This window comes from Marinobacter flavimaris (assembly GCF_045057155.1).
GTDB classification, from domain to species: domain Bacteria; phylum Pseudomonadota; class Gammaproteobacteria; order Pseudomonadales; family Oleiphilaceae; genus Marinobacter; species Marinobacter manganoxydans.
The window spans coordinates 2537366-2563999 of record NZ_CP171359.1 but is presented as its reverse complement, the minus strand read 5'-3'; the positions used below and the strand labels follow the sequence as shown (position 1 = coordinate 2563999).

Genomic DNA, 26634 nt, shown 5'->3' with positions numbered 1-26634 from the left:
CTTGCCTGCAGTCAGCTCCGCTGCTCGTTATAATGGCGTATCTAAAATCATCGAAGAGAACCCTATGCCAATTGAAAAGAATCAGGTCGTCCTGTTCCACTACAGCGTTCGTGATGAGCAAGACAACGCTGTTGAAGACTCCCACGGCGGCGAGCCGAACGCCTACCTGCATGGCCATGGCGGCATCATCAAGGGCCTGGAAGAAGCCCTGGAAGGTCGCGATGCCGGCGATACCTTCAGTGTGACTGTCACTCCCGATAAAGCCTATGGGCCCCGCAAGCCCGATGCCATCCAGCGGGTGCCGATCAAGCATTTGATGGGGGCCAAACGCTGGAAGGCGGGCATGGTTGCTCAGGTTCAGACCGAGCAGGGGCCTCGCCACGTGGTTGTTGCGAAGGTGGGCCACAAATTTGCCGATGTGGACACCAACCATCCGATGGCCGGCAGAACCCTGACCTTTGATATTGAGGTGATTGACGTGCGCGCCGCGACCTCGGAAGAGATAGCCCACGGCCACGCGCATGGCCCGGGCGGCCACCACCACTAAGCATCTGGGGGCAGGCATGCAGATCGGCGTGATTGCAGATACCCATAGCAAAATGCGTCCAGAAGCCCTGGAAGCCTTGAAGGGCTCGGAGGTCATCCTGCATGCCGGCGATGTCGGGCGGGACGACGTTCTGGACGCGCTCGAGGCGATCGCGCCGGTCATTGCCATCCGCGGTAATATCGATAAATCCGGCCGTGCAGCCGAGCTTCCCGACACTCGAGATCTGGAGTTTCTCGGCCAGGCCCTTTACATGCTCCACGATGTCAAAACCCTCGACTTCGATCCGCAAGGCCGCTACCGCGTGGTGATTGCTGGCCACTCCCACAAACCCCGTAACGAGTGGATTGGCGATGTGCTGTACTTCAATCCTGGTGGCGCAGGCCCCAGACGCTTTACTTTGCCGATTACGGTGGGGCGGCTTGTAGTGAATGAAAACGGTGTGACTGGTGAGATTATTGAACTGCGTACCTGATCGAAAATGGCGTTACACTAAATCTACCGGTGTTGGCGGCACCGTTCTTTCGCCGAACCATTTTGGGTTTCGAGACTAACTTTCAATTTTTATCGGGTAAGGCGCAGTGATTAAAAGGTTAAGGAAAGCCGTTTATCCAGTGGTGGTTTTAACGCTGTTTATGATGGCTGCGTGCCCGGTTTCTGCAAAGATCTATAAATGGGTGGATGAAAACGGCCAGGTGCATTTTGGCGATCGGCAGGATCACCGGGTCGCGCAGGAAGTGGTCAATGTTAAGCCAGGTGCCTCTGAATGGTCGCGTTTTGAGATCGATATCAGAACTGTTGATGTTGAGCTGAGCGAAGCGGAACACCAGCAGATCGTTGAAGGCGTAAACAACGTCTATGAGTTCTTCGACCGGGTGATGTCTTTTGATATGCACCGGACGGTGCCGGTCAATATTCTGATTCTCAAAGACAGCGCGGCATACCGTAACTACCTCGTCCGTCGGAACAGGGGGATGGCTGTTGCCTCTTATGGGCTTTACATACCTTCCGAACACCAGATCGTCGTCTATATTCGTAAAAACAGAAATCTCACCTTCAAAACCATCAAGCACGAAGTGAGTCATGCGGTTGTCGATACCATCGTTCCCTATGCGCCAGCCTGGCTGAACGAAGGGTTGGCAGAGCAGATGGAGACCATTGAGCGCGATGAATCCGGCTTGTATTTTGAGCGCCACCGTGAAAATCAGTGGGTGGTTGATCAGGCACTTGAACAGGGCCGTCTGGCGGGCATCGATCAGCTATTGAAGCTGCCAAGCAACAAGTGGCGACATTCTGATCTGTCGGGGCGCGGAAGCCTGCGGGCCCAGTCTGGCCAGTTCGTGTATTTCCTGATGTCCAAACCTACCCGAAGAAACTTTGTGGTGCGCCTGATGCACAACTTTAATCGGGGAGATCGCACCATCTCCTATTATCTGGTCAACGACAATTACATTGGTGGTGTAAGCATGCTGGCCCTCGACTGGCGGCGCTGGTTGCACGATCAGGGAGAGGGCGTCGTCAGGTTATAAGTTCGAAGCCGGCGACCAGACTTCCCCGTGCTGCATCACCCGAAAGTTCGTTTCGTTCAGCCCTTGTCGCTCCAGGGCGGCCCTTAGCCGTCGGGGCGGCTCGTCCATGGGCTCGTCGGTGAGCACGAACGTGCCCCAGTGCATCGCCACTGACTGTCGGGAACCGATATCCTGATGAATGCTCACCGCCTCTTCCGGGGCCACGTGCACCGGCGCCATGAACCAGCGCGGGTCGTAGGCCCCAATGGGCAGCAGCGCAGGTTGGCTCCGAAGCGCCGGTGTAACTGGCGCACGGTTTTTTCATCAAGGTGGTCGTAGTGGTTGTGGGAAATCAGCACCAAATCAATCGGCGGCATGTCTGCTACCGTCAGGGCCGGCGGTGTATAACGCTTCGGCCCGACCAGTTGAAAGGGGCTGGCGCGTTCCGACAGTACCGGGTCGGTGAGCACGTTCAGACCACGATACTGGAACAGGAACGAGGCGTGACCCAGCCAGACCAGTTGTGGTTCTTCGGGCGGATTCATCAGGGAATGCGTATCTGGCCGCAGCAGCGTGAAGCGTTTTCCCTTCGGGAAGTTGCGGCCCGGGGCCAGTTGCCAGCGCATAAAATCGCCAATGCCATGTCGGGGGACTGGCTCCAGGTTGCGGTACCTGCCCCGATAGAAATGAGGTTCCGCAGCGAGAGCGGCAAGGCGATTACGGTCAACGGTCATGGATCGAACTCTCATTCTTGTCAGGGGCCAATGCCAGTAGCTCCTGCAACATGCTGTAGCTTAATCCCCAGATGCAGGCATCCTGGTAACGGCAACAGGGCATGTTGAGTGTGCCCAGGGGCGTGCGCCAGGAAAGTCGGCCCTGGTTCGCGTCTGCGCCGAGGTAGTCCATCGGCACCCAGACCGCTCGCTCGACTTCGTGATTCGTTGAGACCGACTTCGGTCCCCGCCACTCGAACACATAGGGGGTGACCACCATCGGGCGCCAGCGGCTGTGATGGCGGGTGACCAGGTCGGACAGCCGGGTGAGAAAACGGCCGTGGCGCCTCAGATCCATGCCGGTTTCTTCCAGTGTTTCCCGCTCGGCAGCGGCCCGTGCAGATGCATCTTCAGGTTGCAGGCGGCCGCCCGGGAAAGCCATGTCGCCAGACCAGGGGTCACCCTCCCGACGGGCCCGCTGGATAAAGAGCAGCTCCTTGCCACCGTTTTCTGTGCTTCGAAAGATAAGGGCGACGGACGCTCGGGCGAATCGGCGCCGAAACGGTATCTTGTGGGGGCGCAAATGGCTTAGCCAGGATTTCGAGGTCAAGAAAGACTATCCTCTGGTAATGGTTGGTTATAGTTAAACACATCCTGCACAGGCTAGACGCAATCCCGATATTCAAAACTTCAATCTGACGGCCCGCTGGCTATTGTCGGCTCCTTCGCCGTGCGCAAAACCGGTCAAAATTTTCTGGCTTTGGTCTACATTGTATTGAAGCGAACGGTAAGTCACCGGTTATCGCACCAATGATGGACACCTTGGCGGTAGGCTGATGGAGCTGGAGCAGATCAATGCCATAGAACGGGCAACCCGTTATGGGCGCGCCGAGGTGCTTCGCCTCGGTGTGGCCGTGATCTTCATTGTCGGCATCATGTTGTATGTCCGCTCGATAGGGGCGGATGCGCCAAACATGGTCATGCTGGTGGCAGCGGCCATGATCGGCGGCTACATGGCGATGAATATTGGCGCAAACGATGTCGCCAATAACGTAGGCCCTGCCGTCGGTTCCAAGGCTCTTACGCTTGCGGGTGCAATCGCCATTGCCGCGATCTTTGAGGCCAGCGGCGCGCTTATCGCCGGTGGCGATGTGGTGAGCACGATAAAAAAGGGGATTATTGATCCTGCCCTGATTGGCGATGCCGACACCTTCATCTGGCTCATGATAGCCGCTTTGCTGGCTGCTGCACTGTGGTTGAATGTTGCCACATACGTAGGCGCGCCAGTCTCCACGACACACTCAATTGTTGGTGGTGTTATGGGTGCGGGCATCGCTGCCGGAGGCTCGGGCATTGTTGATTGGGGCCAGTTCGGCCAGATCGCTGCCAGTTGGGTTATTTCCCCGGTGCTTGGCGGTGCCATTGCAGCCTTGTCTCTATACCTTATCAAGCGCCGGATTACCTACAAGCGGGATATTGCCCAAGCTGCGAAACACAACGTTCCCCTGTTCGTTGCAATCATGGCCTGGGTCTTTTCGACCTATCTGGCGTTGAAGGGATTAAGCAAGATTGTCGAGATCGGGTTACTCCCCGCCGTTGGGTTGGGGGCAATCGTCGGAGCCATCGTGTGGTGGCTTACAAAATGGTTGATTCACCGCCACTCCGCCGAGGTGGAAAACAGCAAGGCGGGCGTTGATGGCCTTTTTACTATCCCGCTGATTTTTGCGGCCGCGCTTCTGAGCTTTGCCCACGGCGCGAATGACGTTGCCAACGCAGTCGGCCCGCTGGCCGCGATCAATGAAGCCGTGCTTCAGGGCGGAATAGCGTCCAAGGCCGCGATTCCCAGCTGGGTGTTGTTGGTGGGTGCACTTGGTATCGCGCTTGGCCTGGCACTGTTTGGCCCCAAGCTCATACGCACGGTAGGTTCGGAAATAACGGAGCTCGACCGGATGCGGGCTTTCTGCGTAGCGATGGCTGCGGCGGTTACGGTTATCGTTGCCAGTCAGTTAGGCCTTCCGGTGAGCTCAACGCATATTGCGATAGGGGGTGTGTTTGGCGTTGGCTTTTTGCGCGAACATCTCAAAACGACCTATCGCCAGAAGATTGATGAGATCGAGGCGCACTATGCCGGAGAGGACCGGGAGAAAGTAGAGCGGGTGCTGGAGGAGTTCGAGGAAGCTTCCTTCGAGGAGAAGGGGCAAATTCTACAGAACCTCAAGAGGAATAATGGTGGCACGGCACCGATCTCGAAAAGCGATCGCAAGGGTCTGAAAAAGGTTTATCGCCAGGAGCTGGTAAAGCGATCAGCGGTGTTCAGGATTGTGGCTGCCTGGATTGTCACCGTTCCATTATCGGGACTGTTAGCGGCTATGCTTTTCTTCACGATCAGGGGGATGCTTCTTCCATAAGCTCTCTCAGTTTGGCAAGTTGCGCCTCAACGACTCGCAGGCGAACTTCTGTTTGAGCGGGTGTTTCCCCCGGGGCGCCGGAAGTCAGTCGGTCGCGGTATTTCTCCTGTTTCTCCACCAGCCGCTCTTCAAGCCGCTTCAGTTCCTCAAGCTCCAGGGACTTACCCTTGTCATGGTCGCCCAGAATATCGTCAAGCTTCGCCACAAGATCCTTGAAACCCACTGTTCCGTCCTCTCTGTTTAAAGCTTAATCGGAATTCGTCATGGCATGACTTCTGCCCGCCCTGCGTCGCTCACCGACAGCTCCTCTGTGGTTCGAGCGGCTTCAACATCCATGGCAGTCAGGAGCTCGCGGGTTCCTGTCAGAATAGCATCGACGGTTTCGCTGGCGTAGGCAGAGTCGTTTAGCAGAGACGTAGCCATGGCGGCATCAATCCGTTTTGCACCCAGGAGTTTTGTGACACGACCGACCATCGATTCGCGGTCTACTCGTGCACGCACAGCGATCTCGTCGAGCTCCAGTATTGCTGCGCTGGCATCCTCAAACCGGCCTTCGTAAAAACGATGGGTCTCACGCAGTACCATCGCGACTCGCAGTCGAAGCTCGTTGTACTCTTTGCGAATCGTGGCGTTATCCGACGCCATATAAATTGTGAGATTCTTGCGTAGGTGTTTGACATGCTTGATGGCTTCGACCATCTCCGCGGCAGCATGCTGAAGACGATAAAGCGATTCGGTGGAGTTGGCCGGCGACTCCCGGGTCATTCGCCCGGAAATAAAGTCGAGAATGGCGTTGTACAGGCGTTTTACTCGCTGTCGGTAGATCAGGTCGATGTCGATATCGATGCGTTCCCGGGAATTGTTAATCATCGCTTCAAGGTCATCGCTCTGGCGAATATTTTCGCGGTGCAGGTGGAGACCATGGGCAAGGATAACGAAGGCTTGATCGAACAGGTGCCAGACCTCCCTGCGCACTGCCGCGTTTGCACTATCGGGTGAGTCCATCGCAGCCTGATTCAGGTACCGCGGCTGTGCGGCGACCTCTTCCTCTCGCTCTGGCAGCCAGCGCTCGAGTGCCCGTGCCATTCTCGATATCAGTGGCAGCATGATGGCAACACCAAGGCAGTTGAACAGGGTGTGGAATACGGCGAGCTTGACCGTGTAGTCATCGTCGGCGATCGACATGAGGGCTGACAGGGCATCCACTGACCAGCGCAGGGGCTCGATCAGCACCAGGGCAATCACCGCCGTTACCGCGTTGAACAGGAGATGGGCGCCTGCCAGACGCTTGCCAGTGATATTTGCACCCAGACCACCGATCAGAGCGGTGACGGTTGTACCAATATTTGCACCAATGGCCAGGGCCAGAGCGTTTTCGTAGGTAATCTGGCCCGTGGCCAGACCGGCCAGAGTCAGCGCCAGCGTCGCATGGCTGGATTGCATCACGACGGTCGCCAGAATTCCGAGGCCTGTGTAGACAAGAAGTCCTGAGATACCGTCCATTGCATACTCGCGCAGATCGACAGCCGACTGATAGCTTTCGAAGCCCGCCTTCATGAAATCGATACCGAGAAACAGAAACCCGAGCCCGGCGAGAATTGCACCGAAGGCTTTCCAGGCTCGTGGTTGCTGAAAATTCAGTACCACGCCAAAGACAAGCATCGGCAAGGCAAAGGCCGAAAGGCTCATTTTCATACCGATGGTGGCGAATAACCAGGCGCCGGTCGTGGTGCCAAGATTGGCGCCGAAGATAATGCCGATACCCGTGATCAGCGGAAGCAAGCCGGCGCTCAAAAACGAGATCGTGATCACCGATACCAGGGAACTGGACTGCATGATGGCGGTACTGACGATGCCAAAACCGAGGCTTTTCGGAATCGTATCGGTTGTACGACGCAGCACGCTCTCGAGAAAACCACCGGTAAACTGGCGAAACCCGTTCTCCAGCGAGAGCATGCCGAACAGAAAAATGGCAACGCCGGCGGCAATCTGTTTGAACTCTGGGCTCAACCAGAGCGCAAGGGCGAGGATTCCGAGGATCAGAGCAAGAAAGAGTTGGCGATAGTTCACTGGGATTTAAAGTTCCCTTTTACGAATTATTTGACTATCAGTTTGCACTGGGACCATATCAGTGGTCATCCTTTTGAATTGTAGACTGTTAACTTTTTAAACGCGTACCCAAACCGTGAATCGGACTTTAATAACCCGGCATTCATCGCAAAAAAGCGAGCGATTGAAACCGTGCCTTGCGATGCACCCGAAAGGAGGCCAGATGACGTTCGAGCATATCGTTCAGATAAACGACCTGACCAAGCCAGAGCTACCGGTTCTGACCCGATTCCAGGTGTGGGAGGGGCTGGTGCTCAGGGCCCGGCGCCCGGACAAGTTCCTCGTTGGTGTCTATGATTACGAGATTCTGGATCAGGGCCCGGCTTACCTGAAGCGTAGCCTCCAGCTGCCGGGACTGCAGGTGGTCGATGAAGTTACTTTCTGGCACGAGGCGAGGATAGAGTGCCGGACTCAGCCAACGGCCACCCTCCCGGCCGCAACACTTGTCATGGATATCGAAGAGCCCGAGCCGGCATCACTGTTTGTCCGTTTCCGGTATGAAACAGCGAGCATCGAGAACCGTGGTGATTCGATGCCCTATGACCAGTATCTTGAACAGGCCTATGTAGCCACAGACATTGAGACGATTCAGATCATTCGGCAGTTGGCCGAGACAGGGGTATTCTGCTAAATCCCACTCGTTTGATGGAGTGGGAGCGTATCCTGTCTGTGAGCCCACTATTGAGGAGTAGCCATGTTTCGCATTCATGTCGAACGAGTTCTCGAGAAGGATATCGAGTCAGTCTTCGAAGCCATCTCCGACCACGCCCGCTATGCCCGGTTTCCCGGGGTCAGCAAGTCTTTACTGATTGAAGAGGGTAGAGACGAGAAAAATGGCACTGGCGCCCTGAGAATTATCGGAGCGGGCCGGCTTGAACTCACTGAGCGTATTACCCGGTTCGAGAGGCCAAACCGAATGCACTATCAAATTGAAAAATCGAGCCCGTTCGCCGTTCAGCACACGAAGGGAGAGATTGTTTTTAAGGCAGAAGGTGAACAGACCCGGGTAACCTGGGTTTCTGAAGGGCATGTGCAAGTGCCGCTGCTGGGTGGGGTAATGGACCGATTGGCTGAGCGCAGCTTTTCCAGAGCCTTCAGCTCTTTGCTCAAGGCTATTGAGCGCCTCTAGAGCTTGAGCTGAGCCCACACTATTCATAACTCGACAAACCGTGGCACAACCATGAGCCCTACACCCACTGCCAGCATCTCCCAGGCGCTGCTGGCCAGGTAGGGATACAGGATCATGGCAATGCCGCAGTAGCGGGTGACGATGTTTTTCCTGCGCCGGCCATACATGAAATAGGCGAAACCGATGCAGCCGAACAGCAGCGACAGGAAGATGTCAGCGGTTTCCATGCGGTGAACTCCTCCGGTAAGTTTACCCGTATAGACTAATTGTAGAGCCTCAAAATAGGGAGCAAGTTGGTTATGAGAGTGTCTTTTTCAGTGAAAGCGGTGCTAATCCTGCTATCACTTGCGCTGGCACCGATAGTAGCGCACGCGAAGCCCGTGTGGATCGATGTCCGCACAGAGGCGGAACACCGGCAAAGCCACATAGATGGAGACCCGCTGATTCCGCATGACCAGATCGTTGCGGAGGTTACCGAGAGGTTCCCGGATAAAGACACCGAGATTAATCTTTATTGCCGCAGTGGCAACAGGGCAGGTAAAGCAAAATCGGCTCTGGAGCGTGCCGGTTATACAAATGTTGAGAACAAGGGGAGCCTGGCTGAGGCGCGTGAAGCGCGCAGTCTATAGGGAGCGAACAATTTTTAGCCACTTCAGGTATAATGGAAGGCTTACGATATTAATTAAGCCATCCCGACCTGGATATCACTATGAGCAAGAAACCCGAGAAAGTAACCCTGACTTCTGCTGCCATTGAAGAACAGACAGCCGCGTTTTTGAAAGCGGGCGGATCTGTGGAATACGTCGGCAAGGGCAAAAGCGGACAAGTATCCCCCACGGGTTCAAAGCAGATCAGCCTGAAAAAGTAACGCCCATCTCAGTGACGAGGATTGCTCTGATCGGGGGAGGACTCGTCATCTGAGGCGTTGTCATTCGATGTGAGGTAGTAGTCTTTCTCATCGAATGTTTTCACATCAGGATCTTCAATATAGTTTTTGCGTTTGCCCCGATACAGCCAGACGGCGATGATCGCGACAATTACTGCGAGCACAATTCATTTCATCGTTATCTCCTCCACAAGGTCGTCGTTCTTATATTGAGCACCTTGCAGAGTGACCAGTCAATGTAACTTGCACATACGCTTCAAAGAGGCTCGGATCGGCATTTGAGCAAAATGCCATTCGCGCCTTTACTTGATGTACGGACAGCAAAGGTGTCGTGCAGATCATGATGGAATCATTCGGTGCAGATTTGATTGAGCAGCTCCGTCGAAATCTTGGCGATGCCTTTCAGGCAGTGTCAGGCGAGAATCTCGACTGGGGGGCGTTGCTGGTACAGGTACTTGGCCAGCTGCTGGTCTCTGTAATCTACCTTGGCGTCTTCCTGGGCGTTTATCTGATTCTGATCGCTGCCATCAGGCTGGGTCTTGGTGAGCGGCGAACCAAAACCCCTCTTTACATCCAGATGCGCAGCGGCCTGCGCTATCTGGCCGGGTTGGGTGCGCTGATAGTTATTCTTGCGCAATTCGGGGTTTCTCCTGAGGTTCTCAAGGCGATGGCGAGGGCAGGTTTCATGGTCCTCGGTTTCTATGTGGTCTGGGTAGTTTTCCGGCGTCTGATCAAGGAAGGCACTTCACGCTATCGAATGGATCCTTCCATCCGGCAACTGGTCGAGAATCTGTTTGCGGTTATCGCCGCAACCCTTGCGGTGGTGACGGTGCTTGCCCAGTTCGGTTTCGATGTGGTGTCGATTATCGCCGGTCTGGGCATCGTCGGTATTGCCGTTGGTTTTGCAGCGCAATCCACTCTCTCCAATTTCATTGCGGGAATCACCCTGCTCATTGAAAGGCCTTTTCGAATCGGTGATTGGGTCACCATCAACGGACAGGAAGGCAAAGTGGTGAAGATTGCCTTGCGAACCACCTGGCTGCGAACCCGGGATAATATCTTCACGATGATTCCAAACGACAGTGTTGCCTCCACGGATATCATCAATTACAGCGCAGAGGGCGTGACACGCCTGAATATTCCCGTGGGGATTGCTTACAAGGAATCTGCGAAGGCGGCGAGGGAAGTGCTGATGCCGGTTTTGCTGGCACATCCCGAAGTTTTGCAGGGCGCTGGCATGGAGCCCCGTGTTTTGCTCAAAAGCCTCGGTGATTCGTCAGTGAACCTCGAAGTCAAAGTGTGGATAACGCCGGATAACCTGGATGTTCGGCCCAGAATCATGGCCGATATTCTCGAGCAGATGAAAGAAGCCCTGGATGCCGCCGGTATAGAGATTCCCTTCCCGCATCTGCAGCTGTTCATTGACGATGCAAAAGGATTGAAGCCGGTTCTCGAACCCTTCTACAGGCTGCGGGGATAAAACGGAAAATCTCTGCAGGCAGGCCTTTGGATGCTTGCATCTTTTGACTCGAGATCCTTTCGCAATCGTCTTGATAGTGGAGGGACAGGCTCGCTTCCTGGCCTGTAAGGGTCTAGATTGTTGTGTATGGAAACTAATTTCCGCGTTTGGCTGGGACACTCTGGTCTGACGCATCGGGTTGTTGCCAATGCCCTTTGCGTTATTTCGAATATAAAAGGTTAACTTATGGCGATCATACCGGAATCCAAAATGTCGCAGGAAGTGCTGGCCTGGCGCGATCCCTCCATGGACTCGGTTCTCGGAACGGAAACACCCAAGGACCCAAACAAGGGCTATATTGCCCTTCTTGGCTGGAGTATTAATGCGATCAAGGCGGCTCAGAAGTTCGATCGCCGCTATATCGTGGTTGCCCCGGATTGGGCTGCCGATTTTTGCACGGCCAACAATATTCCCTTCATTCCCTGGGATTTTGTTCGCCTGAACGATCGGTCCATGGAAATCGCTGAAAAGCTGAAAGCCGAAGGCGTGGATGTCGCAATCCCATTGTTCGAGGAAACGGTGGAATGGTCAGGCGCGATCAACTCTGTTCTGTTGAATAATCCGCGTATGTACGGCCAATCCATTTTGTTCCGGGACAAGGCGCTGATGAAACGTCGGGCCCAGCTTGGTGGTATTCGCGTCGGGATTTTCGAAGAAGCCCACGAAAAGGATGACATCATTCGCTTCATGAAGCGGGTTAACCAGACGCTGCTCAAACTGGATGGTGACCCGGACGATCCGATTCACGTGAAGGCCTTCGATAAAGCCGGCTGCCTGGGTCACCGCATGATCCGCACTCTGGAAGAAATCGATACGATTCCGGACGAGGAATACCCCCTGCTCATGGAAAGTCACCTGAGTGGCTGGGAATTCGCCGTTGAGGCCTGGATCCACGATGGCAAAATCAAATTCCTGAATATTTCAGAGTACGTCACCCTGGGTTACTCGGTATTTGTTCCTGCCACGAAGGAACTTGAAAGCTGGCGCGAAGCAATCACCAAGCAGATCGAGTTGCTGGTCAAAACATTTGATATCCAGTTCGGTCTGATTCATCCGGAGTACTTCGTAACCAGCGACGGCACCATGTACTTTGGCGAAGTTGCGTATCGCCCACCCGGGTTCAAGGCCTTCGAATTGATTGAACGCGCGTATGGATTCAATGCCTACCAGGCTTCCATGCTGGTGTTTGATCCCAAGAGCACCAAGGAAGAGGTCGATGCCTTCTTCCCCCGCGAAGTGGTCGATGCCAAAGGTTATGCCGGCTGCTTCGGTGTTTATCCGAGACGCCGCGTGGTGAGCAAGCTGGAAATGCCCAAAGAGTGCATTGAGCATCCTTACTTCGAGTCGCACGAGTTGGTGGCCCCTGCCGAGGAAACAGTTCCGGACCGATCCGCTTTTGGTACTCACTGGGGGCTTGTGTTCTTTTTCGGTGACGACCCGATCAAGATGCGGGATCTTCTGAAATCCCAGGAGGAGCTGGACTTCTACGTCTAGGAACGACAGGAGCCGGCTGATACCCGGCTCCTGATAGTCCGACACAGCTTCTCCGGGGCGTTACCAGTTCTCTGAGAAAGGCCGCGCATCGAGCTCGAAAGTCCAGGCTGAGCGTGGCTGGTTGTGTAGCTGCCAATAGATTTCCGCGAGTTCGTCGGGCTCGATAATGCCGTCCTCGCCCTTGCTCGCATAGAGGTCCGGCAAAAATTCTGCCGTGGCTTGATTGCGGATGAGGCCATCCACCACCACGTGAGCGACGTGTATCCCTTGCGGGCCCAATTCCCTTGCCATGCTTTGCGCCAGGGCGCGCAGCGCATGCTTGCCGCCGGCAAAGGCCGCAAAGCCGCGTCCGCCGCGGAGGCTCGCGGAGGCGCCAGTAAAGAGGAGAGTGCCTTCATTGCGTTGCAGCATTTTCTTTGCGACCTCGCGCCCGACCAGAAACCCGGCCAGTGCGCACATCTCCCAGACTTTCCGGTAGACCCGGGTGCTGGTCTCGCAGATATCGAATCGAACGTTTCCGCCCACGTTGAAGACGGCTACCCGTATTGGGCCATGCTCTGACTCAACGCGTTCAACCAGCTCAATGACCTGGTCTTCGTCCCTTGCATCGGAATGGATGGCTGTCGCGCTCGAGCCGAGAGCCTGAATTTCCGAGCTGAGAAGATCAAGATCCCCGCGCCGGCGGGTGACCACAAGGTGGAAGCCTTCCTTTGCAAAGCGCCGGGCGATGGCAGAGCCGAGGTGGTCTCCGGCCCCGATGATTAGAGCAACTGGTTTGTCTTTTGTTGTCATTTTGCCACCTTTAGTGAGGCCTTTATCCGCTGGTTCGAATCGTATCGGCGATCTTTTCAGCAATCATGATCGTCGGGGCGTTGGTGTTACCACCAATCAAAGTCGGCATGACCGAAGCGTCGACCACCCGCAAACCCTCAAGTCCGTGAACCTTGAGGCTGGAGTCAACCACGGCCAGATCATCTATGCCCATCTTGCAGGTGCCCACCGGGTGATAGATCGTATCCGCACGGGCGCGAATGTGGCGTTCCCATTCCTCATCGCTCATGCCGTCGTGAACGCCGAACATTTCGGATTGTCGGTACGGCGAGAGTGCAGGCCCTTCGAGAATCTCCCGGGTGATTTTTGCGCCTTTGATAGTCAGATTCAGGTCGTCCGGGTCGGACAAATAGTTGGGGTCGATGCCGGGATCGGCCATTGGGTCGGCGCTGAGCAGAAAAACACGCCCTCGGGATTTCGGCCGCAGGTTGCAGACGTGGCAACTGAAGCCGTGTCCCCAATGCAGTTTACGGGCGTGATCCTCCACGATGGAGACGACGAAGTGCAGCTGCAGGTCTGGCTTGTCCTGCTCCGGGTCAGACTTCAGGAATGCCGCCCCCTCTGCAAAGGGCGAGGCAATCATACCCGTCCCATCCGTTCGCCATTGGAGGGAATGGCGAAGCATGTTTTTCATGCCCGTTAAACTGAAGCCAAAGTTATCGGTATCCCCGGACTTGTAGGCCAGAATGAAATCCAGATGATCCTGCAGATTTCGGCCGACACCCGGCAGTTCGTGAATCATGGGAATACCGTGCGGGAGGATGTCTTCAGGGTTTCCCACTCCGGATAGCTGTAGTAACTGCGGTGAACCGAAGGCACCGGCGGATAGGATGACTTCGCGGTTTGCTGAGGCCGTGAGCGATCGGCCCTTGAGTCGATACTCAACGCCGGAAGCACGTTTTCCGTTAAAAAGAATTCGGGTCGCACGGGCACCGGTCACAACCTTTAGGTTGTTGCGCTGTTCCATGATCGGATACAAATACGCCGCAGCGGTGGAGCAGCGTTCACCATTGCGTTCGGTGTCATGAAACTGGGTAACTTCATAGAGGCCAACGCCCTCGTTGTCGCCGGTATTGAAATCGTCGCTTGCGGGATAGCCGTGCTCTTTAGCCGCATCGATAAAGGCTTCGGAAATGGGCCTTGGTGATCGCTGTTTGCAAACATGCAGTGGGCCCTTGGCTCCATGGTATTCGCTGGCTCCACTTTCATGGCATTCCGCTTTGCGGAAGTAGGGCAAAACATCGTCCCATCCCCATCCGTCGCAACCCAGCTCGGCCCATCCATCATAATCCGCGCTGTGTCCACGCACATAAAGCATTGCGTTGATCAGGCTGGAACCACCCAGCCCACGGCCTCTGGGTTGGAATCCTCGACGCCCAGCCAGCTCGGGCTGATGCTCTGTATTGAACGCCCAGTTGTTGATCTTGCCATGGCCGGGCATGATCGCGACCACACCAGCTGGCGCGCGGGTCAGCAAGTGATCGCCCTTGCCGCCTGCCTCCAGGAGACAGACGCTGACATCGGGGTCCTCACTCAATCGCGCCGCCATCACGGCGCCAGCCGATCCGCCACCTACAATGATGTAATCAAAAATTATACGGTCCCCGGTTCCTGTTTTTGTTTTGGGTGTACGCTTCCTGAGCCAGAAAAGGCAGCAGTCAACGAGATGCAGGATCAAGGTTAGACCATGGCCTGGCCGAGCGCCTCTTGGCAGATGGACAGACTGCTAAGAGCGTAGGATGCCGAACTGATCGTGATTCCCGGTGCCGGGCATGCTGCAAATCTTTCGCACCCGGATCCGGTTAATCAGGCATTGGATAATTTCTTGAAGCGACTGTAGGCCGCGGATTCATTCCGCGGCATCCGCTTCTTGCTTGGTTTCATGCTCGGTTCCCGGGGCGTGCTCTGGTGGGCAGTAGGTTGTGTAAAGCTTGAGCATGCCGTTGCCGGTGTTACGGAAGTTGTGAAAGGTACCCGAGGGCACGATGCTGACGTCGCCCGCCATTACAGGTACCTTCGCTTCGCCGATTGTCGCTTCTCCCTCGCCCGAGACGAAATAAAGCAGTTGATCATGTCCCTCGTGAACTTCGCCGCCAATCTCGCCGCCTTCGGGAATGGCCATCAGAACGAGTTGCGTATGATCTCCGGTCCATAATACCTGCCGGAACTCTTCGTTGCTTTTCGCCATTTCCACAACGGGTAGCGTGGTTCTGCGAACTTCTTTCATTCCAGTATCTCCATCCGTGAATTCAGTATTTGATACTCCTTTTAGCAGCAATCGGATCGCCGGTCTTCAGGCGAAGTCGTAATCACCGCCTTTCTCGAGCGCCCTCTGATAAGCCGGTCGGGCATGAACGCGTTTGACCCATCCGCTGATGTGAGGCCGGTTCCTGCCGACGATGCCCCTGGCTACGGAAGCCTCAAGCGGGAAGCTCATCTGGATGTCCGCCGCGCTCAGTTTGTCCCCCAGGAACCAGGTGTTCTTCGCCAGATGGCTTTCCACGAAATCCAGGTGGGTCTTGATCATCGGGCCTATAAACATCTCGTTGGTTTTGTCCGAAATGCCTTTGGCGACAGGTTTAACAAAGAACGGCATCGGGCTGGTTTTGACCTTTTCGAAGACAAGGCGCAACACCAGAGGCGGCATCAATGAGCCTTCGGCGTAGTGCAACCAGTAGGTGTAGTCGAGCCAGGCTTGCCCCCCGCTCTCCGGGAGCATGGTGTCTTTGCCGTAGGTGTGCGCCAGGTATTCGATGATGGCACCGGATTCGGCAACCACCAGTTCGCCGTCTGTGATCACCGGGGATTTTCCAAGCGGGTGCACCTTTTTCAGGCTTTCGGGGGCCAGCATGGTCTTGGGATCTCGCTGGTAATGCTTGATCTCGTAGGGAACACCCAGTTCTTCCAGCATCCAGAGAACGCGCTGTGAGCGGGAATTGTTGAGGTGGTGAACTGTAATCATGCGCAAGCTCCGTTCGCATTGAAAAATGGTCGGGTGTGAAGAGTAGTCTGAAAAGAGCGTTTTGGTTCACCGCTGGCGGTGATTAAGTGGCTAATTACGATTGCGCACCGCAAAGCCGTGGCGCCTGAGCTCCTTCAGAATCTCGGGCACTTTGAAGGGCATCAACGTTCGCGTTGTTTTCAGAAGGCTGATGGCAACATGCATTCGTTTGTACCAGAGTACCTGGCGGATCTTCTTCTTCATCGGGTGATAGCCTTCCCGATAAAGCTCGTCAACGCGGTCGGCGTTATTGGTAAGGCTGTAGTCGCTCAGGTCCAGAGGTACCGATATGTCGGCATGCTTCAGTTGCTTGCGGGTGTTGAAATCGATGCCAATGTTGATGGCGTTGGAAATGACATCGAAGGTGTTGTCCGGCTTCGGGTAACGGCTGACATGGCTGAGATCAACGGCCACCGTAATGCCAGCACCCATTTTGGCCAATGGCGAAATGGGGACGTTTTCCACCAGCCCTCCGTCCACCAGAATCCGCCCATCGATTTCAACAGGTACAAACAGGCCGGGAACCGCCATTGAGGCGCACACGACATCCGCCAGATTGCCTTCCCGGAAGATCAGCTGTTCACCGGTTTCGATATCCGTGGCACAGATGGCCAGCGGAATCTCGGCGTCCTCGATCCGGACATCGCCCAGATCGCGGTGAATCATCTCCCGAATGGCGTTGGTGCTGAACAGCCCGCCGCGCTCAAAGGTAAAGTTGATGATTTTGGAGAGGTTCAGTGTTGAGCAAATGCTGAGGATGGATTCCGCCGGGCGGCCGAAAGCGTAATAGCTCGCGATAAGCGCGCCGGCGCTCGTACCCGAAATGCAATGAATCTTGATTTGCTCTTCTTCAAACGCTTTCAGCACACCAATGTGCGCAATGCCTTTGGCAGCGCCGCCTCCCAGAGCCAGACCGATGCGGGTGTTAAAGGGGTTGAGTTTCATCAGCGGGAACCTTCAGGCGTTGCGAGGATTCGTACCGCACAAGTCTAACAGAGTTGGAAATTTTAATTCTTAGAGTTCAAAATATTGGGGTGGCACTTAGAGAGGTAAACTTTCCAACCGACTGCCGGGTTATGCAGTCATAGGAGTCCTCACATTGGGTGAGGTCATTTCAGACGATTATCAGACCGACTACGTAGCCGGTCAGGATAATATCGAGAAGTTCGGCTTCGATATCCACAACATCGTATTTCCGTTAACCGCAATCCTGATTGTTGCCTTCGTTGTCGGAACACTTATTTTCCCCGCAGGTGCAAAGGAGTTGCTCGATAGCGCCAAGAATGGTGCGATCGCTGTGTTCGACTGGGGCTTTCTTCTCAGCGCAAACCTGTTTGTTGTTTTCTGTCTGGCCCTTATTTTCATGCCGGTGGGCAAAATTAGGATTGGCGGGCTTGATGCCAAGCCAGAGTTCTCTCTGCTGTCCTGGTTTGCCATGTTGTTCGCAGCTGGTATGGGTACCGGGCTTATGTTCTGGTCGGTTGCCGAGCCGGTGGCCTATTACACCGACTGGTATGGAACGCCCCTGGGTGTTGAGCCAAACACTGCTGAGGGTGCCCGGCTTGCGATGGGCGCAACGATGTACCACTGGGGTCTGCATCCATGGGCAATCTACGCGATTGTCGGGCTCTCGCTGTCGTTTTTTGCCTTTAATAAAGGCCTGCCGCTAACCATTCGCTCTGCCTTTTTTCCAATTCTGGGAGACAAGGTGTGGGGATGGCCCGGTAATGTCATCGACACCGTGTCGGTACTGGCGACCATCTTTGGTCTTGCAACCTCGCTCGGGTTTGGCGCCCAGCAAGCGGCATCCGGTATTTCCTACCTGTTTGATATTGAGGGAGGCCTGAATATTCAGGTCGGCGTGATCGCCGGCGTTACGGCTGTTGCTACCCTCTCCGTGATTCGGGGGATCCATGGTGGTGTCCGGATTCTCAGTAACGCGAACATGATCATGGCCGGGCTGCTGCTTCTGTTTGTAATATTTGCCGGCCCCACACTCGCCGTGTTCCAGTGGCTCTGGGATACGTCGGTCTCCTACGCGTCCAATATGTTCTCGCTCAGTAATCCCTTTGGCCGCGAGGAAGACACCACCTGGTTCCATGGTTGGACGGTCTTCTACTGGGCCTGGTGGATTTCCTGGTCACCGTTCGTAGGTATGTTTATCGCGCGGGTATCCCATGGCCGCACGGTGCGTGAGTTCGTCACGGCGGTTCTGATCATCCCGACCATCATTACTCTGTTCTGGATGAGCGCATTCGGAGGCGGGGCGCTAAATCAGGTCCAGAACGAGATTGGCGTGTTGGGTTCCGAGGGTCTTACCGAAGTGTCGTTGGCCATGTTCCAGATGCTGGAAAATATCTCACTGTCTGGAATCACCTCGTTTATCGGGATCACTCTGGTGTTGACGTTCTTCGTCACATCCTCAGATTCCGGTTCCCTGGTGATTGACAGCATCACGTCTGGCGGCAAGACCGATGCCCCGAAAGCCCAGCGCATCTTCTGGGCGGTCACTGAAGGGACCATTGCCGGGGTGCTTCTGTTCGTTGGCGGTGAACAAGCCCTCAACGCTCTGCAAGCTGGCGCCCTGAGTGTCGGGCTGCCGTTTACGCTGGTGCTGTTGGTGATGACCTACAGCCTGTTCAAAGGCCTTCATCATGAACGCCGCTTGCTGATTGCCGAAGGCAAGATGGTGTAACCCCAGGCTGATATAAGGTGACGCTGGAAGGGCCCCTCATTGAGGGGCCCTTTTTTGAGCGAGAGTATCCGGTCAGGACGGGTAGAATTGCCGGATGGCCGTCAGCAGCGTGTCGACATCCTCACGGCTGACATCCTGGTGGGTCACAAAGCGGATCGGGTCTCCGGCCGTAATCAGGATGCCCTGTTCGGCCAGGTAGTCTTTCAGCTGTGACGCCTGGCCCGCCTTGCACCTTGCGTAAACGATGTTGGTCTGGGTACTGGCCGGGTTGACCTCAAGTTCCGGAATCTTTGCCAGGCCGTTGCTCAGGTATTCGGCGTTTTCATGGTCCTCGAGCAGTCGAAGCGGCCCCCTTTCGAGCGCGATACGTCCCGCGGCGGCCAGAATGCCGGCCTGGCGCATGCCGCCCCCCACCATTTTGCGCAGCCGGGTGGCCCGCTTGATGAATGATTCCGACCCCAGCAGCAGCGATCCAACCGGTGCGCCCAGGCCTTTGGACAGACACACGCTGACGGAATCGTAGTGCCGGGTTATTTCGGTGACATCGCAGTTTGATTTTACGGCGGCATTGAAGACACGGGCGCCGTCCAGGTGCAGAAGAAGCCCGTGTTCGTCGCAGAACGCACGGGCCTGCGCCTGGTACTCAAGGGGCAGTACTTTGCCTCCGATGGTGTTCTCAAGGGAGAGCAGACGGGTGACGGCAAAATGAAAATCGTCCGCCTTGATCGCGGCCCGGGCTTTTTCCAGATCAATGCTCCCGTCCGGCTCGTTCTCGATCGGTTGGGGCTGGACACTGCCCAGCACCGCGGCGCCTCCGCCCTCATACTTGTAATTGTGAGCGGACTGGCCACAGAGATACTCATCGCCACGGCCACAATGACTCATGATGGCAAGCAGGTTGGCCTGGGTGCCTGTGGCAGTAAAAAGGGCCGCTTCGAAGCCGAGCCTCTGGGCGGCGTAGGCCTGCAGGCTGTTAACCGTAGGGTCGTCGCCATAGACATCGTCTCCCACCTCGGCGCTGGCCATGGCTTCGCGCATCTCGGGGGTGGGGCGGGTCACAGTATCGCTGCGGAAATCAATCATTGTTCCTGGCGCCTTTTTCTTTCCTCGGATGCCTGCATTCTACAGTGCAGCAGGAATCATGGAATTCCCACCCTTTGCATTATTCCCGATTCGTCCCCATAAACCAGAACAAAGCCAAACAACAGGAGATCAGCAATGACGGCACCAACCCTTAAGGAACAACTGTACAGCGCGGTAAAAGAAGCAATGCGGAACAAGGATAAAACCCGCCTGGTTACTTTGCGCATGGCCCAGTCTGCCGTGAAGCAGATCGAGATTGATGAACGCCGCGAGCTCAATGACGAGGATGTTCTCAAGGTGCTGGACAAGATGCTCAAACAGCGCCGCGACGCGGCCAGTCAATACGACGAAGCCGGCCGCGAGGAACTGGGCGATAAAGAGCGAGCGGAAATGGTGATCATTGAAGAGTTCATGCCGGCGGCTCTCAGCGAGGATGATCTTGACGGGTTGATTCGGATGGCCATCAGTTCAACGGATGCCCAGGGCATGCAGGACATGGGTAAGGTGATGAATGAACTGAAGCCCCAGGTACTTGGCCGCGTTGAGATGGGGCATTTGAGCAAGAAAGTGCGGGCCGCGCTGGCGGGTTGATCCAGTTAACCATTTCTATCGCATAAAACGGGGCGACGCGTCGTTCAGAAAATCGTCGCGCGGAAATGCCTCGGAAGGTATTTCTGTTCAAATTCGAAGGAAAAAGGAAAGCGTTATGTCTATCGAACAAGTGCTCTATCGTGCCCATGCAGAAGCAACCGGTGGTCGTGACGGCCGTGCAATTTCGTCAGACGGCATTCTTGATGTAGAGCTGGCAACCCCGAAAGAAATGGGCGGTGCCGGCGGCAAGGGGACCAACCCGGAGCAACTTTTTGCTGCAGGCTATTCCGCATGCTTTATCGGCGCCATGAAATTTGTGGCCGGTCGCGACAAGCTCAAGATGCCGGAGGATGCTTCCATTGAAGGCGTGGTTGGCATCGGCCAGATCCCCAATGGGTTTGGCATTGAAGTGGAATTGCGCATCAGCCTTCCGGGTATGGACGATGCGGAGGCCAAGCAGCTGATCGATGAAGCGCACAAGGTTTGCCCATATTCCAACGCGACCCGTGGCAACATCGACGTAACACTCAACCGGGTAGGCTGATACCCGGTTTGGATCCGGTCTCGGAACCTGGATCTACCAATCGAGCCTGAGGCTTGCCAGCAGGGCATCCCCAAGGCTCAGATCCTCGGTGCCCGTGTTCAGGTCCTTGTATTGGACACGGGTAGCCAGACTGGCTCCTATGCCAAGAACGATGGTTGGCCAGGATTGTCCCCCCTGGTGCAGCCGATAAGTCAGTTGGGTTCTCCACTCGCGTAAATAGAGCGCGCTTTCTACTTCCCTGTCCTTGTCCATCGTGGCCCAACGGTCCCCGTTTCGTTCCACCCGGAACGCCCAAACCTGCCCCGGGCTCTGCCACTGCATCAGAACAGGCAGGTCTACCAGCCAATGGCCGTGTGCGTTGCTTCGTTCCCAGCGTGCTCTGGGGAGCCAACTGAAAGAGCCAAACCTGTGAATTGCGCGATCTATGCCCTACTATTTTAGCGTCAGTTTTTTCAGCCGCCGTGATTTTCAGGAGCCTATGTCCGATAAAGAGCTACGCACCCGATCCGACAAACAGGCGATCGACCAGTTTATCAATGAGGTTCGCACATTGCCCAAGCAGGGTGGCGGGCAGGGGCGGCTGATTTTCGCGCTGGACGCGACTGCAAGCCGGGAAGCTACCTGGGACCAGGCCTGCCATCTGCAGAGCGAACTGTTCATAGCAACCCGGGATCTGGGTGGCCTGGCCATTCAGCTCTGCTACTACCGTGGCTTCGGTGAGTTCAAGGCCACGGGTTTTGTGACCGAAACCGGGCAGTTGCTGAATCTGATGAACGGCGTTTCCTGCCTCGGTGGGCGCACCCAGATCAGCCGGGTATTGGCCCATGCGGTGAAAGAGACCCGTGCAAAGCCCGTCAAAGCTGTGGTGTTTATCGGTGACTGTTGCGAGGAACCGGTGGACGAACTCTGTCACACCGCCGGGGAACTGGGAATGCTGCGCACACCGGTGTTCATGTTTCACGAGGGCAATGATGCCCATGCAAGGGCGGTATTCCAGCAGGTGAGCAAGCTTTCAGGGGGCGCATACGCACCCTTTGACCGTAACAGTCCTCAGGTGCTCAAGGATCTTATGGCGGCAGTTGCGGTCTATGCTTCCGGGGGAGCCAAGGCTCTGCAGGATTTTTCCAGCAGTAGTTCCCCGGAAGTGAAACGCCTGACCAGACAGATCCGGTAGTGTTTGTGAGAATCCATTGATGGGCCGTTGTGCCCGGGGTATTTGAGTGCCTTTAACGCTTGTTGCCATCGTTGTCGCGGTTGTGGCCTGGGTGTGGTTGCGCAATCAGCCTGCCAGTCAGCGCAATGCCGCCATTCTCAAGCTGGCCCTGCTGGCCGGTATCGGCATCGTCGTCTTGCTGGCTGTAACCGGGCGACTGCATTTTGTCTTCGCCGGTTTGGCCTTTCTCTATCCTCTGTTGCGTCGCCTGCTGCCATCTCTATTGCGTGGCGGGCTCGGTCGCGTGGCTGGCGGTGCCGGACCCAAGTCGGGCAACCAGTCCCATGTTTCCAGCGATATTCTGGAAATGACTCTGGACCACGACTCGGGAATCATGAGCGGCAAGATCATCAAGGGCCCGATGGAAGGGAGAGAACTGGCGGAGCTAAGCGAAAGCGATTTCCTCGAGCTATTGCGCTATTGCCGCGGCCAGGACGAGGATTCTGCCCGGCTCCTCGAAACTTACCTGGATCGCCGGTTCGGAGACTCCTGGAGAGCAGACGATGAGGCGGCCTCTGAAAGCGATCCGTCGGGCGGCAGTGGGAATACGGGCGGCCCGCTGACCGAGAGCGAAGCGCTGGACATTCTGGGGCTCGAGCCCGGAGCCAGTCGGGAAGAGATCATCAAAGCCCATCGGAGGATGATGCAAAAACTTCACCCGGACCATGGTGGCAGCAATTACCTGGCGGCGCGCATCAATGAGGCCAAGGAGTGTCTTCTGGGCTGAGTTGCATCCTGGTTTGCAGGCATATGCTCAGAGTGATTGCCTGCACGCCCGGATAAGGATATTGTTCAAAAACTGAACTTTTTAGCCCGAGGTGAGAAGACAGCGGTTTGAAGATTTCAACGCTCGCCCATTTCTTTTTATTTCTTCTGCCAGGATTCCCTTTGGCTGCGAATTCGGAGCCACTGCCGCGGCTTAAAGTTCTCGCTGCTCAGATACCGTGTGCAGCGGAGCCAAGTCTCGAGGGGCGAGATATAGAATTGGTTTTGGCGACCTTCGATGAGTGCGGATTTGAGGCCGAATTCATCATGCAGCCCTATGAGCGCCATGCAAGGACCTACAGGGATCGTCAGGACTTCGATGCTATTGCCACAGTACCTTTGCACTGGCGTCTTCCCGGTTATTCCACATCCGCCTACATCTGGTACCAGAACGGAGCTTTCTACAATCACTCCCGTGTCGGGCCGATTGAAAGGGTCAAAGACCTGGCCGGTCTCAACGTGGTGACGTTCCGTGAAGGGGTCGATGTGCTGGGGATCAGCGATAACGTACCTGAATTTGCCTCGCTCACCGAAATCGCCGATCAGACCATTCACTCCCGGCTACTGTTTATGGGCCGGGTCGATGCGATTCTGGCCGACGGATTCGTGGTCGCGGAAGTGAATCGGAGAATCTTCAACAAGAAGCGCCGCGGTGAAAGCTGGCCCTCGCAGTCTGATGCTTTTCGTTTCGCGCCAATCTTCAACCCGGCGCCGCACAAGATGGTTTTTCGGAACCCCGCATTCGCCGCAGCCTTTGATCAATGCTTCGACGATTTGCGGCAATCGGGTGTGATTGGTCTCATCAATCAGAAATACATCGATAAGTATCAGAATGTGCTACGTTTCAGGTATCTAGGACGTTAAGTACAGGTCCGTATGGAAAGGTAAGCGAACCTGGACGACCCTGATCGCAGGAAATTCATGCGTTCAGTCCCATGGAGTGGAGCGATGGTTCGGTCACACTGTGCAGTCTTCATCAGCCTGCAGATCTTCTTTTCCAGCCTTGCGGCCGCCTCGGTTCCTGTCGCCGTTGGTGAAGGGTTGCAGGGCGTGATCGGGTACTCCGATGGCAAGCTCCATGGGTCCCTGGCGCCGCTCTACGAATGTATCTTTGATCGCGCTGACATCCAGCCCCAGTTTATTCAGGTGCCTCTGAAAAGAGGGCTGGGGTATTTGCACTCGGGAGAAGTCTCGATGGTTCTGCCCCTTGCCCAGAGTGAGCGTCGGGACAGAATCGGCGAGTTCGCCGGTGAGTTGTTTTCGGCGGACTATGTTTTTGTCTCGAATCGCCAACTTCCGCCGATATCTGAAACCTCGGGCCTTAAATATGGGCTGCCTCGGAGTTTTGTTGGTGAACAGTTCATTACCGACGAAAACCCGAGAATCGAAGAAGTCACAGAGTGGTCCCAACTGGTTGCCATGCTTCACTATGACCGCCTGGATGCGGTCGTATTGCCGGCGCTTCTGGTGGAGGATCTCTTTGGTCCTGATGTGGTCAAGGTATTCCAGCAAACAGCGGGAACCCTCCCGGTTTCGCTTTACCTGTCTCGAGCGAATCTGGACAGCGAGGATGTGGGCAAGATCAAACGCGCAGTCAGGAGTTGTCGCGCCGGTGACCTGGTTTCCGAGCTGCGTTAGGGAGCTTTCGCCGGCCCGCTATTCCAGAGTTTCCCGCTCAGTCCACGGATGCTTCACTGCGTGACTTTCTCAGGTGATGGCGTTTTCTGCTTCGCGGAACCCGATTTCCCGCGTTGCGGTTGTCGCCGCTTCCGGACCGCCGGGCTTGGTGGTGCCGGCTCGTTGCGCAAGTAAGCCCCGGGCGCCGGTTCAATCACCGGCAGATTGCCTTCTCCCGGAATGCGAGCCTTAATCTTACCGCCACCGAACTGCTCGGCCCAAGCCACCCAATCTGGCCACCAGGAACCTTCAAACTGCTCGGCACCTTTCAGCCATTCCTCTGGATTGGCCGGGTTGTCTTCGTTGAGGCGATAACCGTACTTCTTTTTCTCGGGCGGATTGATGATGCCGGCAATGTGCCCTGAACCGCCGAGGACAAAACGCAACGGGCCGCCCAGGTTACGTGCGCCTTTGTAGCAGGAGATCCAGGGTGCGATGTGGTCTTCAATCGCAGATGCAAAGTAGGCGGGGGACTTCACCTTTCGCAAATCGATCGGTGTACCCGCTAGAGTAATACCCCCGGGCTCACGCAGCCGGTTGTTCAGGTACATATTGCGGAGGTAAAAGCTGTGCATGGCCGCTGGCATGCGGGTGGCGTCCGAGTTCCAGTACAACAGGTCAAAGGGCGCCGTGTCGCGGCCGAGAAGGTAATTATTGACGAAAAAAGACCATATCAGGCTGTTGGCACGTAGCATGTTGAAGGCCGTTGCCATGGAAGCACCTTCAAGATAGCCCTGTTTGTTCATGGCCTTCTCGATTTTGGCAATAGAGTCCTCGTCGATGAAGACTTCGAGATCGCCGACTTCCGAGAAATCCATCATGCTGTTGAGAAACGTCGCACTTTTTACGCGATCATCCCCGCGAGCGGCCAGCCAGGCGAGCGTGCAACCAAGCAGAGTGCCGCCGATGCAGTAGCCGACGGTATTGATTTCCCGCTCACCCGTCGCCTGCTCGATGGCATCCATGGCGGCGACCGGACCTTCGAGCATGTAGTCCTCAAAGGTCTTGTGTGCCAGCTCTGGCCCGGGATTTACCCAGGAAACCACAAACACGGTGTGGCCCTGTTCCACCCAATAACGAATGAAGGATTTTTTCTCGCCAAGATCGAGGATGTAGTACTTGTTGATCCAGGGCGGTATCACCAGCAAAGGCCGGCGATGAACTGTCTCGGTGGTCGGCCGGTACTGGATGAGTTGCATCAGATCGTTCTGGAACACCACGTCGCCGGGTGTGTTGGCCAGATTGTCGCCCACCTCAAAGGCGTCCGGGTCGGACATGCGGAAAGGCATCGGGCCCTTTCCCTCGTCCAGATCACGCAGCAGGTTTGCCAGGCCTCGCAGGAGGTTCTTGCCCCGTGTCTTAACGGTTGTGCGCAACACTTCCGGATTGCTCAGAACGAAGTTGCTGGGGGCCAGGGCGTCGGTCATCTGGCTGGTGAAAAAACGGACTTTCCGTCTATCGTGATCATCCAGATCCCGGACATCGTCGATGGTGTCCATCAGCCAGCGAGTTGACAGTAAATACGCCTGCTTGAGGGCGTTGAAGGCGATGACGTCGTTCCAGGCCTGGTCACGGAAGCGACCATCGCCAGGCTCTGGTTCTGCTACGGTCAACGGTTTCTTGCCAATACCGCTGGCCAGAATGCCAGACCAGAACAGACTGGTGTCCTTGAGCAGCCGCATCTGTGCAAACAGAAGCGTGTCTGGCTGGGTTGCAAGCTTGCCGGTCAGGGTGAAGAAGGGTTTGGTCATGCTCCCCACGCTGGCCGGATTGGGCGGGCCACCGCGCAAACGTCGCATTATGGAGCGCTTGAGCAGGTGACCACCATGAACACCCACTCGTGCCAGAGAGCGGCTTACCACATTGGGTTCGAAGTCAGGCGTTGATTGCTTTTTTATTGGTTTATCAGCCATTTTTTCGCCTT

The 26634-nt window shown here is 55.8% G+C and carries 32 protein-coding genes; 17 read left to right on the top strand and 15 right to left on the bottom strand.

Features of this window, described 5'->3' with window-relative positions:
• Positions 1-64 precede the first annotated feature (64 nt).
• The 3 genes from ACGK9W_RS12110 to ACGK9W_RS12100 all read left to right on the top strand — a co-directional run bounded on the left by ACGK9W_RS12110 (position 65) and on the right by ACGK9W_RS12100 (position 2073).
• Positions 65-547, top strand: coding sequence for a peptidylprolyl isomerase (locus tag ACGK9W_RS12110; protein ID WP_008172475.1), 483 nt, complete (start codon positions 65-67; stop codon positions 545-547).
• Positions 548-563: 16 nt separating this feature from the next.
• On the top strand, positions 564-1019 hold the full coding sequence (locus ACGK9W_RS12105) for a metallophosphoesterase family protein (protein WP_039881955.1): 456 nt from the start codon (positions 564-566) through the stop codon (positions 1017-1019).
• A gap of 139 nt (positions 1020-1158) precedes the next feature.
• Positions 1159-2073 (top strand): DUF4124 domain-containing protein, encoded by a 915-nt coding sequence (locus tag ACGK9W_RS12100; protein WP_008172473.1) that lies wholly within the window; start codon positions 1159-1161, stop codon positions 2071-2073.
• Here the strand turns inward: ACGK9W_RS12100 and ACGK9W_RS12095 are convergent.
• The 3 genes from ACGK9W_RS12095 to ACGK9W_RS12085 are packed head-to-tail and all read right to left on the bottom strand — an operon-like array spanning position 2068 to position 3375.
• The gene (locus tag ACGK9W_RS12095) at positions 2068-2292 is read right to left on the bottom strand and encodes an MBL fold metallo-hydrolase (RefSeq protein ID WP_254775530.1); all 225 of its coding nucleotides are present in this window, start codon (positions 2290-2292) and stop codon (positions 2068-2070) included. The genes ACGK9W_RS12100 and ACGK9W_RS12095 overlap by 6 nt on opposite strands.
• Positions 2256-2786, bottom strand: coding sequence for an MBL fold metallo-hydrolase (locus ACGK9W_RS12090; protein ID WP_008172471.1), 531 nt, complete (start codon positions 2784-2786; stop codon positions 2256-2258). Before ACGK9W_RS12090 ends, ACGK9W_RS12095 begins: the two co-directional genes overlap by 37 nt.
• Entirely contained in the window at positions 2776-3375 is a 600-nt protein-coding gene (locus ACGK9W_RS12085; RefSeq protein ID WP_008172470.1) for a CoA pyrophosphatase, read from the bottom strand. The genes ACGK9W_RS12090 and ACGK9W_RS12085 overlap by 11 nt, the downstream gene beginning before the upstream one ends.
• A 226-nt stretch (positions 3376-3601) precedes the next feature.
• Between ACGK9W_RS12085 and ACGK9W_RS12080 the strand changes: the two genes are divergently transcribed.
• Complete coding sequence (locus tag ACGK9W_RS12080) at positions 3602-5173, top strand: inorganic phosphate transporter (protein ID WP_008172469.1); 1572 nt, start codon at positions 3602-3604, stop codon at positions 5171-5173.
• On the opposite strand, the gene ACGK9W_RS12075 is transcribed toward ACGK9W_RS12080, so the two are convergent.
• The gene (locus tag ACGK9W_RS12075; RefSeq protein ID WP_008172468.1) at positions 5151-5396 is read right to left on the bottom strand and encodes a hypothetical protein; all 246 of its coding nucleotides are present in this window, start codon (positions 5394-5396) and stop codon (positions 5151-5153) included. The genes ACGK9W_RS12080 and ACGK9W_RS12075 overlap by 23 nt on opposite strands.
• Positions 5397-5434: 38 nt before the next feature.
• Positions 5435-7243: a Na/Pi cotransporter family protein gene (locus ACGK9W_RS12070; protein WP_008172467.1), complete on the bottom strand. Its 1809-nt coding sequence runs from the start codon at positions 7241-7243 to the stop codon at positions 5435-5437.
• Positions 7244-7445: 202 nt separating this feature from the next.
• Here ACGK9W_RS12070 and ACGK9W_RS12065 point away from each other — a divergent pair, with 202 nt between their 5' ends.
• Both ACGK9W_RS12065 and ACGK9W_RS12060 read left to right on the top strand, forming a co-directional pair.
• Positions 7446-7913 carry an AtaL-like protein gene (locus tag ACGK9W_RS12065; protein WP_008172465.1) on the top strand — a complete coding sequence of 156 codons (468 nt, stop codon included), beginning with the start codon at positions 7446-7448 and terminating at the stop codon, positions 7911-7913.
• Between the two features lie 63 nt (positions 7914-7976).
• A complete protein-coding gene (locus ACGK9W_RS12060) occupies positions 7977-8411 on the top strand; it encodes an SRPBCC family protein (RefSeq protein ID WP_008172464.1) in 435 nt (144 codons plus the stop codon).
• Positions 8412-8434: 23 nt separating this feature from the next.
• On the opposite strand, the gene ACGK9W_RS12055 is transcribed toward ACGK9W_RS12060, so the two are convergent.
• Positions 8435-8638, bottom strand: coding sequence for a hypothetical protein (locus tag ACGK9W_RS12055; RefSeq protein ID WP_008172460.1), 204 nt, complete (start codon positions 8636-8638; stop codon positions 8435-8437).
• Positions 8639-8710: 72 nt separating this feature from the next.
• Between ACGK9W_RS12055 and ACGK9W_RS12050 the strand changes: the two genes are divergently transcribed.
• The gene (locus ACGK9W_RS12050) at positions 8711-9040 is read left to right on the top strand and encodes a rhodanese-like domain-containing protein (protein WP_008172458.1); all 330 of its coding nucleotides are present in this window, start codon (positions 8711-8713) and stop codon (positions 9038-9040) included.
• A gap of 80 nt (positions 9041-9120) precedes the next feature.
• Positions 9121-9279, top strand: coding sequence for a hypothetical protein (locus ACGK9W_RS12045; protein ID WP_008172456.1), 159 nt, complete (start codon positions 9121-9123; stop codon positions 9277-9279).
• Between the two features lie 8 nt (positions 9280-9287).
• Here the strand turns inward: ACGK9W_RS12045 and ACGK9W_RS12040 are convergent, their stop codons facing one another.
• Positions 9288-9461 carry a hypothetical protein gene (locus tag ACGK9W_RS12040; RefSeq protein WP_008172455.1) on the bottom strand — a complete coding sequence of 58 codons (174 nt, stop codon included), beginning with the start codon at positions 9459-9461 and terminating at the stop codon, positions 9288-9290.
• Positions 9462-9637: 176 nt separating this feature from the next.
• Here ACGK9W_RS12040 and ACGK9W_RS12035 point away from each other — a divergent pair, with 176 nt between their 5' ends.
• Positions 9638-10777, top strand: coding sequence for a mechanosensitive ion channel family protein (locus ACGK9W_RS12035; RefSeq protein ID WP_008172454.1), 1140 nt, complete (start codon positions 9638-9640; stop codon positions 10775-10777).
• A 285-nt stretch (positions 10778-11062) separates the two neighbouring features.
• Positions 11063-12310, top strand: coding sequence for a carboxylate--amine ligase (locus ACGK9W_RS12030; protein ID WP_405421057.1), 1248 nt, complete (start codon positions 11063-11065; stop codon positions 12308-12310).
• Positions 12311-12370: 60 nt separating this feature from the next.
• Here the strand turns inward: ACGK9W_RS12030 and ACGK9W_RS12025 are convergent, their stop codons facing one another.
• The 5 genes from ACGK9W_RS12025 to ACGK9W_RS12005 all read right to left on the bottom strand — a co-directional run bounded on the left by ACGK9W_RS12025 (position 12371) and on the right by ACGK9W_RS12005 (position 17087).
• On the bottom strand, positions 12371-13102 hold the full coding sequence (locus tag ACGK9W_RS12025; RefSeq protein WP_008172450.1) for an SDR family oxidoreductase: 732 nt from the start codon (positions 13100-13102) through the stop codon (positions 12371-12373).
• Between the two features lie 22 nt (positions 13103-13124).
• On the bottom strand, positions 13125-14690 hold the full coding sequence (locus ACGK9W_RS12020; RefSeq protein ID WP_405416956.1) for a GMC family oxidoreductase: 1566 nt from the start codon (positions 14688-14690) through the stop codon (positions 13125-13127).
• Positions 14691-14990: 300 nt separating this feature from the next.
• On the bottom strand, positions 14991-15368 hold the full coding sequence (locus ACGK9W_RS12015) for a cupin domain-containing protein (protein ID WP_405416954.1): 378 nt from the start codon (positions 15366-15368) through the stop codon (positions 14991-14993).
• 66 nt (positions 15369-15434) lie between these two features.
• Positions 15435-16103 (bottom strand): glutathione S-transferase family protein, encoded by a 669-nt coding sequence (locus tag ACGK9W_RS12010; protein ID WP_053112853.1) that lies wholly within the window; start codon positions 16101-16103, stop codon positions 15435-15437.
• Between the two features lie 90 nt (positions 16104-16193).
• A complete protein-coding gene (locus ACGK9W_RS12005) occupies positions 16194-17087 on the bottom strand; it encodes a patatin-like phospholipase family protein (RefSeq protein ID WP_008172443.1) in 894 nt (297 codons plus the stop codon).
• Between the two features lie 154 nt (positions 17088-17241).
• Here ACGK9W_RS12005 and ACGK9W_RS12000 point away from each other — a divergent pair, with 154 nt between their 5' ends.
• Positions 17242-18837, top strand: coding sequence for a BCCT family transporter (locus ACGK9W_RS12000; protein ID WP_405416952.1), 1596 nt, complete (start codon positions 17242-17244; stop codon positions 18835-18837).
• A 72-nt stretch (positions 18838-18909) separates the two neighbouring features.
• Here ACGK9W_RS12000 and ltaE read toward each other — a convergent pair whose 3' ends face one another.
• Positions 18910-19920 carry a low-specificity L-threonine aldolase gene (ltaE, locus tag ACGK9W_RS11995; RefSeq protein ID WP_405416950.1) on the bottom strand — a complete coding sequence of 337 codons (1011 nt, stop codon included), beginning with the start codon at positions 19918-19920 and terminating at the stop codon, positions 18910-18912.
• Positions 19921-20055: 135 nt separating this feature from the next.
• Here ltaE and ACGK9W_RS11990 point away from each other — a divergent pair, with 135 nt between their 5' ends.
• Positions 20056-20511: a GatB/YqeY domain-containing protein gene (locus ACGK9W_RS11990; RefSeq protein WP_008172437.1), complete on the top strand. Its 456-nt coding sequence runs from the start codon at positions 20056-20058 to the stop codon at positions 20509-20511.
• A gap of 115 nt (positions 20512-20626) precedes the next feature.
• The gene (locus ACGK9W_RS11985) at positions 20627-21055 is read left to right on the top strand and encodes an organic hydroperoxide resistance protein (protein WP_008172436.1); all 429 of its coding nucleotides are present in this window, start codon (positions 20627-20629) and stop codon (positions 21053-21055) included.
• Positions 21056-21088: 33 nt separating this feature from the next.
• Here the strand turns inward: ACGK9W_RS11985 and ACGK9W_RS11980 are convergent, their stop codons facing one another.
• A complete protein-coding gene (locus ACGK9W_RS11980) occupies positions 21089-21376 on the bottom strand; it encodes a hypothetical protein (protein ID WP_092033374.1) in 288 nt (95 codons plus the stop codon).
• A gap of 157 nt (positions 21377-21533) precedes the next feature.
• Here ACGK9W_RS11980 and ACGK9W_RS11975 point away from each other — a divergent pair, with 157 nt between their 5' ends.
• The 4 genes from ACGK9W_RS11975 (at position 21534) to ACGK9W_RS11960 (ending at position 24671) form a co-directional block, all read left to right on the top strand.
• Entirely contained in the window at positions 21534-22229 is a 696-nt protein-coding gene (locus ACGK9W_RS11975) for a hypothetical protein (RefSeq protein ID WP_092033371.1), read from the top strand.
• A 46-nt stretch (positions 22230-22275) separates the two neighbouring features.
• Positions 22276-22995, top strand: a complete 720-nt coding sequence (locus ACGK9W_RS11970) for a DnaJ domain-containing protein (RefSeq protein ID WP_405416946.1) — start codon at positions 22276-22278, stop codon at positions 22993-22995.
• A gap of 107 nt (positions 22996-23102) precedes the next feature.
• Positions 23103-23897, top strand: a complete 795-nt coding sequence (locus ACGK9W_RS11965) for a transporter substrate-binding domain-containing protein (protein ID WP_227497795.1) — start codon at positions 23103-23105, stop codon at positions 23895-23897.
• Positions 23898-23981: 84 nt separating this feature from the next.
• Complete coding sequence (locus tag ACGK9W_RS11960; protein WP_008172425.1) at positions 23982-24671, top strand: hypothetical protein; 690 nt, start codon at positions 23982-23984, stop codon at positions 24669-24671.
• Between the two features lie 53 nt (positions 24672-24724).
• On the opposite strand, the gene ACGK9W_RS11955 is transcribed toward ACGK9W_RS11960, so the two are convergent.
• The gene (locus ACGK9W_RS11955; RefSeq protein ID WP_008172423.1) at positions 24725-26623 is read right to left on the bottom strand and encodes an alpha/beta hydrolase; all 1899 of its coding nucleotides are present in this window, start codon (positions 26621-26623) and stop codon (positions 24725-24727) included.
• Positions 26624-26634: the final 11 nt, after the last annotated feature.

Bases quoted from the DNA above. Each gene is read 5' to 3' on its own strand.
- ACGK9W_RS12020 (WP_405416956.1), bottom strand. From the start codon at position 14,690: ATGGCGGCGCGATTGAGTGAGGACCCCGATGTCAGCGTCTGTCTCCTG.
- ACGK9W_RS12055 (WP_008172460.1), bottom strand. From the start codon at position 8,638: ATGGAAACCGCTGACATCTTCCTGTCGCTGCTGTTCGGCTGCATCGGT.
- ACGK9W_RS12065 (WP_008172465.1), top strand. From the start codon at position 7,446: ATGACGTTCGAGCATATCGTTCAGATAAACGACCTGACCAAGCCAGAG.
- ACGK9W_RS12060 (WP_008172464.1), top strand. From the start codon at position 7,977: ATGTTTCGCATTCATGTCGAACGAGTTCTCGAGAAGGATATCGAGTCA.
- ACGK9W_RS12015 (WP_405416954.1), bottom strand. From the start codon at position 15,368: ATGAAAGAAGTTCGCAGAACCACGCTACCCGTTGTGGAAATGGCGAAA.
- ACGK9W_RS11985 (WP_008172436.1), top strand. From the start codon at position 20,627: ATGTCTATCGAACAAGTGCTCTATCGTGCCCATGCAGAAGCAACCGGT.
- ACGK9W_RS11980 (WP_092033374.1), bottom strand. From the start codon at position 21,376: ATGCAGTGGCAGAGCCCGGGGCAGGTTTGGGCGTTCCGGGTGGAACGA.
- ACGK9W_RS11975 (WP_092033371.1), top strand. From the start codon at position 21,534: ATGTCCGATAAAGAGCTACGCACCCGATCCGACAAACAGGCGATCGAC.
- ACGK9W_RS11955 (WP_008172423.1), bottom strand. From the start codon at position 26,623: ATGGCTGATAAACCAATAAAAAAGCAATCAACGCCTGACTTCGAACCC.
- ltaE (WP_405416950.1), bottom strand. From the start codon at position 19,920: ATGATTGATTTCCGCAGCGATACTGTGACCCGCCCCACCCCCGAGATG.
- ACGK9W_RS12080 (WP_008172469.1), top strand. From the start codon at position 3,602: ATGGAGCTGGAGCAGATCAATGCCATAGAACGGGCAACCCGTTATGGG.
- ACGK9W_RS11960 (WP_008172425.1), top strand. From the start codon at position 23,982: ATGGTTCGGTCACACTGTGCAGTCTTCATCAGCCTGCAGATCTTCTTT.
- ACGK9W_RS12025 (WP_008172450.1), bottom strand. From the start codon at position 13,102: ATGACAACAAAAGACAAACCAGTTGCTCTAATCATCGGGGCCGGAGAC.
- ACGK9W_RS12105 (WP_039881955.1), top strand. From the start codon at position 564: ATGCAGATCGGCGTGATTGCAGATACCCATAGCAAAATGCGTCCAGAA.
- ACGK9W_RS12050 (WP_008172458.1), top strand. From the start codon at position 8,711: ATGAGAGTGTCTTTTTCAGTGAAAGCGGTGCTAATCCTGCTATCACTT.
- ACGK9W_RS12030 (WP_405421057.1), top strand. From the start codon at position 11,063: ATGGACTCGGTTCTCGGAACGGAAACACCCAAGGACCCAAACAAGGGC.
- ACGK9W_RS12010 (WP_053112853.1), bottom strand. From the start codon at position 16,103: ATGATTACAGTTCACCACCTCAACAATTCCCGCTCACAGCGCGTTCTC.
- ACGK9W_RS12035 (WP_008172454.1), top strand. From the start codon at position 9,638: ATGATGGAATCATTCGGTGCAGATTTGATTGAGCAGCTCCGTCGAAAT.
- ACGK9W_RS12095 (WP_254775530.1), bottom strand. From the start codon at position 2,292: ATGGCGCCGGTGCACGTGGCCCCGGAAGAGGCGGTGAGCATTCATCAG.
- ACGK9W_RS12045 (WP_008172456.1), top strand. From the start codon at position 9,121: ATGAGCAAGAAACCCGAGAAAGTAACCCTGACTTCTGCTGCCATTGAA.
- ACGK9W_RS11990 (WP_008172437.1), top strand. From the start codon at position 20,056: ATGACGGCACCAACCCTTAAGGAACAACTGTACAGCGCGGTAAAAGAA.
- ACGK9W_RS12110 (WP_008172475.1), top strand. From the start codon at position 65: ATGCCAATTGAAAAGAATCAGGTCGTCCTGTTCCACTACAGCGTTCGT.
- ACGK9W_RS12090 (WP_008172471.1), bottom strand. From the start codon at position 2,786: ATGACCGTTGACCGTAATCGCCTTGCCGCTCTCGCTGCGGAACCTCAT.
- ACGK9W_RS12005 (WP_008172443.1), bottom strand. From the start codon at position 17,087: ATGAAACTCAACCCCTTTAACACCCGCATCGGTCTGGCTCTGGGAGGC.